This is a genomic window from Actinomadura kijaniata, assembly GCF_014138665.1.
Taxonomy (GTDB): Bacteria; Actinomycetota; Actinomycetes; order Streptosporangiales; family Streptosporangiaceae; genus Spirillospora; species Spirillospora kijaniata.
In genome coordinates this window covers 178,547-192,784 of record NZ_JACJIA010000007.1, presented here as the reverse complement: position 1 = coordinate 192,784, position 14,238 = coordinate 178,547, and the positions used below count along the sequence as shown (strand labels likewise).

The window sequence follows — 14,238 nt, the reverse complement described above, 5'->3', positions numbered from 1 at the left end:
CCGGGCTCCGCCGGACCAGGCCCCGCCGGATTTGGGCTTGCCGGGGCCTGCCGGGGCGGATCAAGGCGGGACGGGCCGGACCAGAGTGGTCCGGACCAGAGGGGGCGGGCCAGGCTGGACCCAGGCCGAACCCAGAGCGAGCCGGGGTGAACCAGACGGGGCGGGCCGGGCGAACCAAGTGGGGCGGACCAGGAACGGGCCGTGTCGGTCAGCGGCGGTGTAGGGCGCGTTGGGCCGCTGTCAGGGTCGTGTTCAGTACGCGACGGGCCGGGGCGCTGGTGCGGAGGGCGGCGCGGGCGGCGTTGGCGCCGCAGGCCCCGTGCACGCCGCCGCCCGGGTGCGCGGAGGCCGAGGCCAGGTACAGGCCGGCGACGGGGGTCTCGGGGCGGCCGGTGCCGGGGGTGGGGCGGAACACGAGCTGCTGGTGGATCGCGGCGGTGCCGCCGTTGAGCGCCCCGCCCACCAGGTTGGCGTTCCGGTCCTGGAGGTCGGGCGGGGCGAGGACGCGGCGCTCGACGACCAGGTCGCGGAACCCGGGCGCGTACCGCTCGATCTGGGCCTCGACGCGGTCGGCCATCGCCTGGCGCTCCCGCTCGTCCCAGACGCCGGTGATGCCCGCGTCGCCCGCGTCGGAGGCGATCCGCTGGGGGACGTGGGTGTAGGCCCAGGCCGACTCGGTCCCGGCCGGGGAACGGCTGGGGTCGGCGGTGGTCATCTGCCCCACCAGCGTGAACGGCTCGGCCGGGACCCGCCCGGTGACCACCTGGGCGGTGAAGTCGGTCAGCGCGTCCATCCCCGCGGCCAGGTGCACGGTCCCGGCCCGCCGCGCGCCCTCCGCCGTCCACGGGATCGGGCCCGACAGGGCCCAGTCGGTCTTGAAGGTGGAGAAGTCCCACTGGAAGCGCCGCATGTCGTCGCGCAGCCGCGCCGGCAGGTGCTCCCAGCCGACCAGGCCGCCGTACAGGGCGGGGGCGGCCACGTCGGCCAGCACCGCGCGGGTGGCGCGGATCCGCTCGCCGTCGGCGGTGCGCACCCCGAGCGCCCGCCCGTCCCGCACGATCACCTCGGTGACCGGGGTGGCGCAGCGGACCGTGCCGCCCTGCGCCTCCAACCGCCTGACCAGGGCGCCGGTCAGCTCGCCGGCGCCGCCCTCGGGGACCGGCCAGCCGTACTGCTGGCCCAGCATCGCCAGCAGCCAGCCGAACGCCGTCCCGCCCGCCGCCTCGGGGAACAGGTCCGCGTGCAGCGCCGATCCGGCCAGCAGCAGCGGCCCGCCCGGACCGGTGAACTCCTCCTCGCCGAGGCGGCGCACCGGCAGCAGCATCATCCGCGCCAGCCGCAGCCCCCCGGCCGCGCGCACCTTGCGCGCCAGCGCCGCCCCCGCCCGGACCGGCGGGAAGGGGCTGAACAGCGCCGCGACGACGTCGTCGCCGAGCTCCCCCCACAGCCGGTACAGCCGCAGCCACGCCTCGCCGTCGCCCTTGCCCAGCTCCTCCAGGGACGCGGCGGTCCGGTCGGGGTCGCGCTCCAGCACCGCGCAGCCGCCGTCGGGCAGCGGGTGCGCCATCACGGCCGGGGCGTGCCGCCAGCGCAGCCCGTGGCGTTCCAGCCCCAGGGCCCCGATCGCGGGAGAGGCCACGCCCAGCGGGTAGAAGGCGCTGAACATGTCGCTGATGTAGTCGGGGTGCACGTCCCGGTCGCTGCGCACCGCCCCGCCCGGGACGGGCTGGGCCTCCAGGACGGTCACCCGCCATCCGGCGTCGGCCAGTACGTTCGCCGCGACCAGGCCGTTGGGCCCGGCACCGATCACCACCGCGTCAGCCATGCCATCCCGTCTACCCGAGGTTCACCGAACCTATCGTCCTCGCGGCCCGGTTCTCGCCGGGGTCCGGTGCGCGGGTCAGTTCGCGACGTAGACCACCCGGCCGACCGCCGACGGGTCGTCGGCCAGGTCCACGAACGCCTTGCCCAGGTCGGCGCGGGTGATGGCGCGGCCTCCCCGGACGTCGAGGCCGTCGGCGCGGCGGTAGGACCCCTTGGCGGGCTTGTCGAGCAGGCGGGGCGGGCGGACGATCGTCCAGTCCAGGCCGGAGTCCCGGACGGCCCGTTCGGCGTCGCGCAGGTCCGCGTAGGGGTGGGCCAGGACCCGCTGGACCAGCGGCTTGAGCACCAGGCGGGTGACGGGGTCGTCGCCGCGGCTCGTCTCCAGGGCGCTGGCGCTGATCAGCAGGAGGCGCCGGGCCCCGGCGGCCCGCATGGCGGTGACGATGCTCCGCGCGCTGTCGGCGCTGACGGTGGTGGGCGCGCGGCCCTCCCGGGTGCCGATCGCGGTGATGACGGCGTCGGCGCCCTTGACGGCGTGCTCGACGGCGCGGGGGTCCATGGCGTCGGCCTGCGCGACCTCGACGCGCTCGCGCAGGTCGGCGGGGAGCTTGGCGGGGTCGCGGACGACGGCGGTGACGGCGTGCCCGGCCGTCAGCGCGGCCCGCACGACCTGGAGGCCGGTGCCCCCGGTCGCCCCGAACACGGTGATCTTCATGGGGTTCCCTTTCTCCTGGGGTGAGTAAATATTCACTAACCCCTATGATGAGTAAGTCTTCACTCACCGTCAAGGGGGGTCATGAGCGCGCGGGAACGGATCCTGGACGCGGCGGCCGACATCATGCGGACGCAGGGTGTGGCGCGGGCGACCACCAAGGAGATCGCCCGCGCCGCCGGGTACAGCGAGGCACTGATCTACAAGCACTTCCGGGACAAGGAGGAGCTGCTCAGCCGCGTCCTGCTGGAGCGGATGCCCTCGTTCACCGAGAGCCTCAGGCCCGGCGAGGGCACCGTGGCGGGCAACCTGACGGCGTTCGCCCACAACGCCCTGCGCTTCTACCGGCGCGCGTTCCCGATGATGGCCTCCTTCGCGGCCCAGCCGGCGCTGATCGCGGCGTCCCGCGCGAACCTCGAACGGCGCGACGCGGGCCCCCGCTGCCCGATCGACCGCCTCGGCGCCTACCTCGCCGCCGAACGCGACCTCGGCCGCCTCGGCCCCGGCGCCGACCCCGAGGCGCTGGCGGCGCTCCTGGTGGGCGCCTGCTTCCAGCAGGGCTTCCTGCGCTACTTCGCGGTGGGCCCGGAGGGCGACGACCTCCCCGAATCCGTCGCCGCCGCCCTGGTCCAGGCCCTCTCGCCCGCCCTGGGATAGAGCCCGTTCCACAGCGGACCCCAGCCATGAACGCGGGCCCGCGGGTCAGATCGCGAAGCGATGCCACGCCCGTCGGCCCCTGGTGAGCCGCCAGGCGAACATGAAACACAGACCAGAGCGCGTTCAACAGCCCCGGGCCGGGTCAGGCGTGGAGTTCCAGGACCAGGCGGGTGGGGGCCCGGTCCACCCGTGTCACCTTCAGCCCGGCCTCGGCGGCGAGCGCGGTCAGGTCCTCCACGCCGCGGTCGGGGTCGGCGGTGGTGGCCTCCAGCCACAGCGCCATGGCCGTGCCGGGCCAGTGGGGGCCCTCGACCGGGCGGACCTCGGACACGAGGATCGCGCCGTCGCGTCCGGCGGCGTCGGCGCAGTTGCGCAGCAGCCGGACGGCTCCGTCGTCGTCCCAGTCGGCGAGCACGGCCGACAGCAGGTAGACGTCGGCGCCCGCGGGCAGCGGCTCGAAGAAGCTGCGCCCCACGGCGGCGGCCCGGTCGGCCAGCCCGGACTCCGCGAAGCGCCGCCGCGCCACCCGCGCGAACACGGGCAGGTCCAGCAGGGTCGCGCGCAGGTGCGGGTGCCGGACGAGCAGCGCCTCGGCCAGCGCGCCGGTGTTGCCGCCCACGTCCACGAACGTGCGCGCCGCGCTCCAGCACGGGTGCTCCACCAGCACCTCGGCGTCGGGCGCCGGCGCCGTCAGGGCCTCGGAGCGCAGCTCGTCGTCCGCGTCGCCGCGCCCGTCGACGTACGACCACAGGTCGGTGCCGAACATGCGGCGGTAGACCGGCTCGCCCGTGCGCAGCGTGTGCAGCAGGTGGATGACGGAGAGCCCGGTCTGGCCGGTGACGCCGTCGAGGTCCAGCGGGGCGAACGGCCACGGCGCGCCGTCCTCCCGCCGCAGCGCCGATCCCAGTTCGGTGAGGCGGTAGCGGCCGCCGTCGAAGGCGAGGATGTCGAGGCTCACCAGGTGGCGCAGGAGTTTGCCGAGCGGCCGTGGCCGGGTGCCGGTGCGCCGGGCGAGTTCGGCGGGCGTCGCGCCGTCGTCGCCGACGCGGTCCGCGATGCGGAGGGTGACCGCCGCCCGGACCGCCATGGGCGTGACCAGGTCGGCCAGCGCGGTGATCTGCTGGTGGAGCGTGCCGTCGGTCATCGGGTCGCCCTCTCGGGTCGCGTGGTCGCCGGGCGGGGAGGCGCGATGGCGCCCGCCGGTGGCGGCGGGCGCCATCGGGGTCACCTCTCCGACCGGCGGCCCTGGAGGGCGCGGACGTTGTCGCCGAACGTCCAGCCCTTCGAGCCGTCCCAGTTGATGGACCAGGTCATCAGGCCCTTCAACGCGCCGTTGTAGTGGTTCCACGCCTGGGCGACCAGGCTCGGGGACATGTACCCGCCGCCCGCGCCGGGCTGGGCGGGCAGGCCCGGGGCCTGCTTGTCGTAGGGGACGCGGATCGTCGTGCCCTGGATCACCAGGCCCCTGTCCAGGCAGTCGGTCTGCGCGGTGAAGCCCTGGACGGTGCCCGCCTGGTAGGAGTCGCCCGAGCAGCCGTACATGCTGCCGTTGTAGTACTGCATGTTCAGCCACCACAGGCGGCCGTTGTCGGCGTACTTCTTGACGATCGGCAGGTAGGCGCCCCAGATCGAGCCGTAGGTCACGCTGCCGCCGGTCACGTACGCCGTCTCCGGGGCCATCGTCAGGCCGAACTGCGGGGGCATCCGCTCCAGCACGCCGTCGATGATGCGGATCAGGTTGGCCTGCGAGGCGGACGGCCGGGTGATGTCGCCGCTGCCGGTCAGGCCGGTCTCGATGTCGATGTCGATGCCGTCGAAGTTGTAGCGCTTCAGGATCGGCACCACGGTCTCCACGAAGCGGTCGGCGACCGCGGCGGAGGACAGGTCGATCCCGGCGGTCGCGCCGCCGATCGACATCAGGATCGTCGCCCCGGCGGCCTTGGCCGCGCACATCTCGGCGGGGGTGGCGACCTTCACCGTCGCGTCCATGCCGTCCTCCCACAGCACGGTGCCGTCGGAGCGGATGACGGGGAACGCCGCGTTGATCACGTTGTAGCCGTGCTGCCGGATGCGCGGGTCGGTGATCGGGGTCCAGCCGAACGGCGGGTGCACGCCGTTGCTGGCGCCGTCCCAGTTCTCCCAGTAGCCCACCAGGACCTTGCCCGCCGGTCTGCCCTTCACCGGGCAGGTGGCGTCGCCCGGCGGCGTGGTCGGCGTGGGCGTGGTGGTCGGGGTGGTCGTCGGAGTGGGCGTGGGTGTGGTGGGCGTCGGCGTCGGGGTCCCGTCGCACGCGCCCAGGTCGCTCCAGAGCGTCGGGGTGTCGGCGGGGTTCCAGTTGGCGCCGGGGTGCGCGGTGTGCGCCGAGCGGGCCTCGTAGGCGCGGGACCGGTAGGTCACCTTGTCGCCGGTCCTGTAGGCGGATCCCTCGGTCCACGCCGGGTACGAGCACGGCACCGCCGCCGAACGGGCGGGCGGGGACAGCACGGTCAGCGCGGTCAGGGACAGCAGCGCGGCGACGGCGGCCGCGACGAACGCGGCGGCCAGGGGCCTGCATCTGGTGAGCATCGTGGGCTCCTCGACGGAAAACGGCGGAGGAGCCGACGCAATGCCAGACGGTTCCGCATGCGGGGTCGCGCGCGGAGCCGTCCGGACGCAGGCGTTACGACGGCGGGGGAACGCAGCCCCAGGGTAGCGGCGCCCACCCCGCCGGGAAAGACCCGATCTACGCCGGGCGCCGGACCCGCCGGGTCACCGCCAGGTGCGGCAGCCACGCCCGGCTCCCCTTCCGCACCACGAAGTACCCGACCACCGAGGCGTGCAGCATGGTGAACGCCGCCAGCGCCCCGATGTCCACGATCGACACCAGCACGTCCCGGCCGTCGGCTCCCCGGCCGACGTCATGGGCCCCTCGCGGTTACCGGTCTCGTTCGCGGACGAAGTCGATGTCCTCGGGGGCGCGGCCCGGCCAGGTCAGCCGGGTGGGGGCGGCGGGGGTCTCGGCGACCAGGCGGCCGTGGGCGACGACGTGGCTGGGCCGGGTCTGGCGGCGCACCGCGTCGAAGGGGGAGGCGGCGGGCAGCACCACGAACGACGCCGGGCGCCCCTCCCCGACGCCGTAGCGGTCGCCGAGCGACAGCACGCGCGCGGCGCGGTCGGTCACCATCGCGAACGCCTCGTCGATCTCGGCGGCCCCGGTGAGCTGCGCGGCGGCGACGCCGACCAGCGCGACCTGGAGCGGGCTGGCGGTGCCGAGCGGGAACCAGGGGTCCATCACGTCGTCGTGGCCGAACGCCACGTTCACGCCCGCGCCCAGCATCTCCTTGACCTGGGTGAGGCCGCGCCGCCTGGGGTAGCCGTCGAAGCGGCCCTGGAGGCACAGGTTGGCCAGCGGGTTGCAGACCAGGTTGACGCCCGAGCGGGCCAGGACGCGCTGGAGCTTGTAGGAGTAGGCGCCGTTGTAGGAGCCCATGGCGGTGGTGTGGGAGGCGGTGGCCCGCGACCGCAGCCCGCCGCGCCGCGCCAGCGTCGCCAGGACCTCCACGAACCGGGACTGCTCGTCGTCGATCTCGTCGCAGTGCGCGTCCAGCATCAGCCCGTGCCGCTGGGCGATGTCGAAGGCGACCTTCAGCGACCGCACCCCGTCCTCGCGGGTGTCCTCGAAGTGCGGGATCGCGCCGATGGCGTCCACGCCGCGCCGCGCCGCCTCCTCCAGCAGCTCCGGCCCGTTGTCGAAGGAGACGATCCCCTCCTGCGGGAACGCCACCAGTTGCAGGTCGATCACGTCGCGGACGCTCTCCCGCACCTCGACCATCGCGTCCAGGGCGACCAGCTCGGGGTCGGTGACGTCCACGTGGCTGCGCACGTGCAGCACGCCGTTGGCGGCGTACCAGCGCAGCACCTCCGACGCCCGGGCGACCACGTCGTCGTGGGTGAGGGTCCGCTTGCGCTCGCTCCAGACCGCGATGCCCTCCCACAGCGACCCGGAGGCGTTCCAGCGCGGCTCCCCGGCCGTCAGCGTGGTGTCCAGGTGGACGTGGGGCTCCACGAACGGCGGGCTGACCAGCGCGCCGCCGGCGTCGAGGAAGGTGTCGCCGCTCCCCCGCCCGGCGGGCAGGATCCGCCCGAAGCGCCCGCCGTCGATCTCGACGTCGAACGCGCCGTCGCGGCCGAGCAGGCGGGCGTTGCGCAGCAGTCTCACGCGAGGGTCCCCTTCCGGCGGGAGGACAGCAGCAGGTACAGGCCCCCGGCGACGACGGTCCCGGCGAGCCACGACAGGTCGACGCCGCCGAGCGCCCGCGCGGCGGGGCCCCGCAGGGCGGCGGGCACCCCGTGCTGGAAGCACCAGGTGGCGGCCGCGCTCAGCGCGAACGCGGCCAGCCCGTCCCAGCGGAAGTCGCCGAGGCGCGAGCGTCCCGGCGGGTCGTAGAGGGCGTCGATGTCGACGTTCCGGCGCTTGACGACGTAGAAGTGGACGGCCATGACGGCGGCCCACGGCACCACCGAGGTGACCAGCCCGGCCAGCCAGGCGTCCAGGGTGTGCGCGAAGTCCTCCTGGAAGATCAGCAGGATGGTGAGGACGGTCGCGAACGCGCCCGCGCCGTAGGAGATCGCGCGCCGCGACACGTGCCAGTCGGCGGTCTGGGCGCCCAGCACCCAGTTGATCGGGGCGATGTTGGCGCCCGACCAGATCCAGAACCGGTGCGCGGCGGTGGACCCACGGGCGGCCGGAGGCACCGGCTCCAGCGAGTGCGCGGGGTCGCCGGCGGGCGGAGCGGCGGAAGGCGCGGCTCCCATATCAGTACGTCACGATAACGGCCGCCCCTTTCCGCCTTTTCGGTAAGGATCAGTACCCGCGGAAACGAACGGTCATGCGGGCAGGCGGAGGCGTTCCATGACGGGGCCGCTGACGGCGGCCAGCTCGCGGGCGCCCGGATGGTGGCGGGCCGGGACGAAGCCGGGCACGGCGGCGGTGCGCTCGCCGGTGAACGGGTCCCACACCTCCAGCCCGTCGGGCCCGGCCGAGTACAGCCGCCGCGCGTCGCCGAACAGCGCGCCGCGCGGCCCGGGGAACACGTTCACCGGGCTGTCGTCGCCGTTGCCGGGGTGGACGAGCACCACGCCGTCGAGCAGCGCGATGTCGTCGGGGCCGATCCCGGCGATCGCGAACGCGTCCCCGGCCCAGGCCATCGGCCCGTCCCAGTGGTAGTCGCGGTAGGCCAGCCGCGTCAGGCCCTCCTCGGCGACCCGCGGCTCCCCCGACAGCCAGGCCCGCAGGTCCCAGGCGTAGGGGATGCCGACCGGCGCCCACACCCAGCCGTCGTCGACGATCCACCGGCCGTCCGCGGAGACGTGCAGCGCGCCGTGGAAGTAGTCGAGGGAGCTCTCCTTGTCGAGGGTCCGGTCGGTGAGCAGCTCGCCGGTGGCGGGGTCGGTGGCGTCCACGCGGTTCCAGTCGGTGCGGTGGACGACGACGGTGCGGCCCTCGTGCTCGGTGAACGCCAGCGAGAACGGCACGGTGTCACACCGGTAGTCGCCGCCGTCCAGCTTCATGACGGTCTTCCCCGTCGCCAGGTCCACGACCGCGCCGTGGCGCCCGTAGTCGCGGACGACGGCCGCGAAGTCGCCGCGCGGGGCCACGTGCAGCCGCCGCCGCAGCTCCCCGCCGTTCCACGCCCTGCCCGTCTCCGACGGCAGCCGCACCCGGCCCAGGACGGCGAAGTCGCCGGTGTCGGCGTCGAACCGCATGATCCGCCCGTCGTCGGTGAGCACCATCCACACCGGGCGGTCCTCCCCGGCGACCGCCGCGAAGTCCACCGGCTCGCGCAGCCTCCGGGGCAGCTCGGTGCGGAACGGCACGGCGTCGAAGGGCTCGGGCCGCCGCGGGATCTCCGGCTCGCCCCGCCAGCCGACCAGGGCGCGGTTGTCGGGGTCGTCGATCCGCTCGACGCAGCCCTCGCACGCCTCCAGCAGCTCCGGCTCGACGCCGTCGGCCCGCGCCTTGTCGCAGTCCTCGCAGCACAGGTGGTACTCCATGCCGCGGCCGGTCAGCAGGTGGACGTAGTCGTGGCTGAGCCCGTCCTCCCCCATCAGGTGGCGGCACATCAGCTTCGGGCCGAGCCGGGCGACGTGCCCGCAGGGGTGGACCTTCACCGTTCTCCCTACTTCAGGCGGGTTTTGACGACCTTACCCATCGCGTTGCGCGGCAGGGAGCCCACCAGGTACACCACGCGTGGCCGCTTGTGGGCGGACAGCCGCCCGGCCACGAAGTCGATGAGCTGCCGTTCCCCCACGCCCTCGGCGACGACGTAGGCGGTGACCTGTTCGCCCAGGTCGTCGTGCGGGGTGCCGACGACGGCGGCCTCGCGGACGGCCGGGTGCGCCAGCAGGGCGTCCTCCACCTCGCCCGCGCCGATCCGGTACCCGCCGGACTTGATCAGGTCGGTGGAGGCGCGGCCGACGATGCGGTGCCAGCCGTCCGGGCCGACCACGGCGATGTCGCCGGTGCGGAACCAGCCGTCGGGGGTGAACGCCTCGGCCGTCGCGTCCGGCCGGTTCAGGTACCCGCCGAACACCATCGGCGCGCGGACGTGCAGCTCGCCCGGGGTCTCCCCGTCGTGCGGGACGGCGCTGCCGTCCTCGGCGGCCAGCCGCGTCGCCACGCCCGCCAGCGGCAGCCCCACCTGGCCGGGGCGGCGCTCGCCGCCGGCCCGCGCGCTCACGGTGATCAGCGTCTCGGTCATGCCGTACCGCTCCACGGGCCGGTGCCCGGTGAGGTCGGCGAGGCGGTCGAACACCGGGACCGGCAGCGGCGCGCTGCCCGACACCAGCAGCCGCGCCCCGCGCAGCGCCCGCGCCGCCTCCTCGTCGGCGCACACCCGCGACCACACGGTGGGGACGCCGAAGTACAGCGACCCGGCCGCCTCGGCGTACAGCTCGGGCCGGGGACGGCCGGTGTGGACCAGCGGCGAGCCCACGCGCAGCGCGCCCAGCACGCCGAGGACCAGGCCGTGGACGTGGAACAGCGGCAGCCCGTGGACCAGCGTGTCGTCGGGCGTCCACTCCCACGCCTCGGCGAGCGCGTCCAGCCCCGCCGCGACGGCCGAGCGCGTGACCGGCACGCCCTTGGGCGCGCCCGTGGTCCCGCTGGTGTACAGGACCAGCGCCGGCGCGTCGCCGGGGACGTCGGCGCGGGCGCCGTCGCCGCGGGTCAGGTCGTCCACCGGCACGACCGGCGGGTCGCCGTCCCCGGCCGCGTACGCGCCGCGCGCCGCCAGCAGCAGCCGCGCGCCGGAGTCGCCGAGGATGTGGGCGCGTTCGGCGGGGCCGGAGTCGGGCGGCAGCGGCACGACCGGGACGCCCGCCAGGATCCCGCCGACCACCGCGACCACGGTCTCCAGCGAGGCGGTGGCGTGCACGGCGACGGCCTCCGCGCCCGCGATCTCGGCGGCGACGGCGGCGGCCCTGGTCAGCAGGTCCTCGCGCGCCAGCGCGCGCCCGGCGATCCGCACCGCCTGCGCGTGCTCTCCGGCCGGTCCTCCGAGCAGGTCCATCACGCGTTCCCCTCCTGTTCGTCCAGCCAGGCGAGCACCGCGTCGGTGTGCTGGCCGAGCCGCGGCGGCGCGGTGTGCGCGCGCGGCGGTTCGCCGTCGAAGCGCAGCGGCGGGCCGGGCAGCTCGATCGGGCCGAGGCCCGGATGGTCCACCTCGACGACCAGCCCCTGCGCGCGGGTCTGCGCCCATTCGTACACCTCGTCGATCGACCGGATCATCCCGGCCGGGACGCCCGCCGCGTCCAGGCGCGCCAGCCACTCGGCGCGGGTGCCCTCCTTCAGGGCCGTCTCGATCTCGGCGGTGAGCGCGGCGCGGCGGCGCGCCCGGTCCGGGACGGTGGCGTAGCGGGGGTCGTCCGGGTCCAGGCCGACCAGCGGCGCGAACCGCCGCCACAGCCCCTGGTTGGCGACGCCGATCTGGATCTGCCCGTCGGCGCAGCGGAACGTCCCGTACGGCGCGATCGACGGGTGGTCGTTGCCGACCGACCCGGGCCGCTCCCGCGCGACCGTCCAGCGGGTGCCCTGGAACATGTGCGCGCCGACCACCGACGCCAGCAGCGAGGTCCGCACGACCCGGCCCCGGCCGGTGCGGGCGCGTTCGTAGAGCGCGGCCAGCACCCCGGCGACGCCGTTCTGCGCGGCCAGGATGTCGGCGATCGACAGGCCGACCTTGCTGGGGGCGCCGGGCGGCCCGGTCACGCTCATGACGCCCGCCTCGGCCTGCACGATCGCGTCGTAGCCGGGGCGGTCGCCGGCGGGGCCGTCGTGCCCGAACCCGGTGATCGACAGGATGACGAGGCGGGGGTTGAGCTCGTGCAGCCGCCCGACGCCGAGGCCGAGCCGGTCCATCACCCCGGCGCGGAAGTTCTCCACCAGCACGTCGGCGCGGCGCACCAGGCGCTCCAGCACCGCGCGGCCCGCCTCGGTCTTCAGGTCCAGCTCCACCGACTCCTTGTTGCGGTTGACCGACAGGTAGTAGGTGCTGACCCTCTCCCCGTCCGCCGCGTCCACGAACGGCGGCCCCCAGCCGCGCGTCTCGTCGCCGGTCCCCGGCCGCTCCACCTTGATCACGCGGGCGCCGAGGTCGGCCAGGGTCTGGGTGGCGTGCGGCCCGGCCACCACCCGGCTGAGATCGACCACCAGGACATCGTCGAGGGGACCGGGCAAGAACCGTCCTCCTTGCGGGAGGCGCCCGGCAAAGGCCGGGCGCGCGGGGCGCTTTCTGCTGGAAGTATGCCCTTCGTGCCCGAACAGACGATCTCCTACCCGGCCCTCGCCGCCCGGCTGGCCGCGCTGCCGCCCTCCTGCGGGCCGGTCCGGCTGGTGGCGGTGGACGGCCCGAGCGGCGCGGGGAAGTCGACGTTCGCGCCGCTGCTGGCGGCGGCGCTCGCCGAGCATGCCGGCGGCGCCGTGCCGCTGGTGCGCTCCGACGACTTCCGCGTCCCCTGGGACGCCGACCCGCTGACCTGGTGGGAGCCGCTGCGCGCGGCGGTGCTGGAGCCGCTGTCGCGGGGCGTTCCCGGACGGCTGCGCCGCTACGACTGGCGCACCGGCTCCACCGGCCCCGAGGAGGAGGTCCCGGCGGCCCCCGCGCTGGTCGTGGAGGGAGTCGGCGCGGCCTGGCGGGGATCGCCCGCCGCCTGCCGGATCTGGGTGGACGCGCCGCGCGAGCTGCGCCGCGCCCGCGCCCTGGCCCGCGACGGCGCGGACTGGGCCGACGCCTGGGAGGGCTGGTCGGAGCGGGAGGCGCGGCACTTCGCCGCCGACCGCACCCGCGACCGCGCCGACCTGCTGGTGGACGGCGCGCGCGTCGCGGCGCCCGGGATCCGGGCGACCGGCGTTCAGGGACCGTTCATGGATCGCTCCAAAAACTGACGGGAAACTCTCAGCCGCGCGGCAGGGGGCGATCAGTCCCGGCGCCGACCCTGAGGGCACGTGCGCGCACCGGGCGCGCACGACACGCGCCGGGGGCGGTATGGAGCACGAACGGAGCACCGACGACACCGGAGAGATCCCGCTGCCGCCACGGCCGGGGAGCGGCGGGACGCGTCCCCCGCGCGGCCCGCGCCGGTGGCGGCCCGACCTGCTGGCCGCGCTGGTGGCGGCCCTGCTGATCGCGACCCCGGCCGCCGTCCTGGTGGCCGGGCGGAGCGGCGGCGACGCCGCCCCCGGCCGGGCCGCCGAGCGCGCCGGCGACCGCGCCGACGAACGCGCCGGGACCCGCGGCCCCGTGGTGGGCGGCGGCGGGGCGACCGCGGCCTGGCCGTCCTGGGGCCTGACCCACACCCAGCACACCCTGCCCCTGAACTCGGCGGCGTCCCGGCAGCGCGCCGCCACGGCCCGCCAGCCCGTCGCGCAGGTCCAGTCGCTCATGGGCTGGGGCGCGACCAACCCCGAGCCGTCGCCGGGCCGCCACGACTTCACCACCCTGGACCGCCGCGTCGAGCTCATCCGCGCCACCAAGGGGACCCCGGTCCTCACCCTGTGCTGCGCCCCCGACTGGATGAAGGGCGGCACGGCCGGGCGGACCGACTGGACGCGGCTGGAGAAGGCCCCCGACCCGGCCCACTACGACGACTTCGCGAACCTCGCCGCCACGGTGGCCCGGCGCTACCCCGACGTCCGCCACTACCTGGTCTGGAACGAGTTCAAGGGCTTCTGGGACCCGGCCCGCAACACCTGGGACGCCGCCGCCTACACCGCGCTCTACAACAAGGTGTACACGGCGCTGAAGAAGGTGAACCCGCAGATCCGCGTCGGCGGCCCCTACATCCCGATGGACAGCACCCCGCCCGGGCAGGGGCCGCCCAGCGAGGTGAGCGGCCCGTGGGGCGCCGTCGACCCGCGCGTGCTGGACGCGACCCGGTACTGGCTGAAGAACAGGGCGGGCGCGGACTTCCTGGTGGTGGACGGCGCGTCGCTGCCCGGGAAGACCGGGCGGCCGGGCCAGGTCCCGGCGCGGGTGAACGAGGTCGACGCGCTGGCGAAGTTCTCGGCGGTCACCAGATGGCTGCGGGAGCAGAGCGGCGACCGGCTGCCGGTGTGGTGGGCCGAGTGGTACGTGCAGCCGCGGGGCGTCACCTGGTCCGACGAACGCCTGGGGGCGGTGCAGACCGCCGCGATGATGGAGTTCGCGCGGGGCGGGGCGTCGGCGGCGTTCTACTGGAGCCCGCAGGTCGCGACCTCCGCCGAGTGCCTGGGCTGCCTGTGGTCGGGCACCTCCGCGGGGAACCGCGGCACCCCGACGCTGACGATGCTCCAGAACTTCACCCGCTGGTTCCCGCCGGGCACGCCGCTGCTCGCCATGGCCTCCTCCAACCCCGCCATCCGGGTGCTGGCCCAGCCGAGGCAGATGGTCGCGGTGAACACCACCGGCAGAGCGGCCCACACGCTGCTCAACGGCAAGGCCCTGGAACTCGGCCCCTACGAGAGCCGCTGGATCCCGCTGTGACCGGGGCCGGACGCTTTCCGGCAATGTCACTCCCCGTTCCGGCGG

At 75.4% G+C, this 14,238-nt stretch carries 13 protein-coding genes; 3 read left to right on the top strand and 10 right to left on the bottom strand.

Annotated features, from left to right (window positions below; translation table 11 throughout):
• Positions 1 to 208 precede the first annotated feature (208 nt).
• Positions 209 to 1,825 carry a phytoene desaturase family protein gene (locus tag HNR61_RS26115; RefSeq protein WP_182845830.1) on the bottom strand — a complete coding sequence of 539 codons (1,617 nt, stop codon included), beginning with the start codon at positions 1,823 to 1,825 and terminating at the stop codon, positions 209 to 211.
• 75 nt (positions 1,826 to 1,900) lie between these two features.
• Complete coding sequence (locus tag HNR61_RS26110) at positions 1,901 to 2,539, bottom strand: NAD(P)-dependent oxidoreductase (RefSeq protein ID WP_182845829.1); 639 nt, start codon at positions 2,537 to 2,539, stop codon at positions 1,901 to 1,903.
• An 81-nt stretch (positions 2,540 to 2,620) separates the two neighbouring features.
• Here HNR61_RS26110 and HNR61_RS26105 point away from each other — a divergent pair, with 81 nt between their 5' ends.
• The gene (locus HNR61_RS26105) at positions 2,621 to 3,193 is read left to right on the top strand and encodes a TetR family transcriptional regulator (RefSeq protein ID WP_182845828.1); all 573 of its coding nucleotides are present in this window, start codon (positions 2,621 to 2,623) and stop codon (positions 3,191 to 3,193) included.
• Between the two features lie 142 nt (positions 3,194 to 3,335).
• On the opposite strand, the gene HNR61_RS26100 is transcribed toward HNR61_RS26105, so the two are convergent.
• The 8 genes from HNR61_RS26100 to HNR61_RS26065 all read right to left on the bottom strand — a co-directional run bounded on the left by HNR61_RS26100 (position 3,336) and on the right by HNR61_RS26065 (position 11,909).
• Positions 3,336 to 4,412 carry a methyltransferase gene (locus tag HNR61_RS26100; protein WP_182845827.1) on the bottom strand — a complete coding sequence of 359 codons (1,077 nt, stop codon included), beginning with the start codon at positions 4,410 to 4,412 and terminating at the stop codon, positions 3,336 to 3,338.
• Positions 4,413 to 4,417: 5 nt separating this feature from the next.
• On the bottom strand, positions 4,418 to 5,758 hold the full coding sequence (locus HNR61_RS26095; RefSeq protein WP_182845826.1) for a glycosyl hydrolase family 18 protein: 1,341 nt from the start codon (positions 5,756 to 5,758) through the stop codon (positions 4,418 to 4,420).
• Between the two features lie 157 nt (positions 5,759 to 5,915).
• A complete protein-coding gene (locus HNR61_RS26090) occupies positions 5,916 to 6,062 on the bottom strand; it encodes a hypothetical protein (protein ID WP_182845825.1) in 147 nt (48 codons plus the stop codon).
• A 45-nt stretch (positions 6,063 to 6,107) separates the two neighbouring features.
• Entirely contained in the window at positions 6,108 to 7,391 is a 1,284-nt protein-coding gene (codA, locus tag HNR61_RS26085) for a cytosine deaminase (protein ID WP_182845824.1), read from the bottom strand.
• Positions 7,388 to 7,987: a purine-cytosine permease family protein gene (locus HNR61_RS26080; protein ID WP_182845823.1), complete on the bottom strand. Its 600-nt coding sequence runs from the start codon at positions 7,985 to 7,987 to the stop codon at positions 7,388 to 7,390. The genes codA and HNR61_RS26080 overlap by 4 nt, the downstream gene beginning before the upstream one ends.
• A 72-nt stretch (positions 7,988 to 8,059) precedes the next feature.
• Positions 8,060 to 9,343, bottom strand: coding sequence for a YncE family protein (locus HNR61_RS26075; RefSeq protein ID WP_182845822.1), 1,284 nt, complete (start codon positions 9,341 to 9,343; stop codon positions 8,060 to 8,062).
• Between the two features lie 8 nt (positions 9,344 to 9,351).
• Complete coding sequence (locus HNR61_RS26070) at positions 9,352 to 10,743, bottom strand: acyl-CoA synthetase (RefSeq protein ID WP_182845821.1); 1,392 nt, start codon at positions 10,741 to 10,743, stop codon at positions 9,352 to 9,354.
• Positions 10,743 to 11,909 carry a CaiB/BaiF CoA transferase family protein gene (locus HNR61_RS26065; RefSeq protein ID WP_182845820.1) on the bottom strand — a complete coding sequence of 389 codons (1,167 nt, stop codon included), beginning with the start codon at positions 11,907 to 11,909 and terminating at the stop codon, positions 10,743 to 10,745. The genes HNR61_RS26070 and HNR61_RS26065 overlap by 1 nt, the downstream gene beginning before the upstream one ends.
• 66 nt (positions 11,910 to 11,975) lie before the next feature.
• On the opposite strand from HNR61_RS26065, the gene HNR61_RS26060 reads away from it, so the two are divergent.
• Positions 11,976 to 12,617: a uridine kinase family protein gene (locus HNR61_RS26060; RefSeq protein ID WP_182845819.1), complete on the top strand. Its 642-nt coding sequence runs from the start codon at positions 11,976 to 11,978 to the stop codon at positions 12,615 to 12,617.
• Positions 12,618 to 12,717: 100 nt separating this feature from the next.
• Positions 12,718 to 14,193, top strand: a complete 1,476-nt coding sequence (locus HNR61_RS26055; protein WP_182845818.1) for a GH39 family glycosyl hydrolase — start codon at positions 12,718 to 12,720, stop codon at positions 14,191 to 14,193.
• Positions 14,194 to 14,238: the final 45 nt, after the last annotated feature.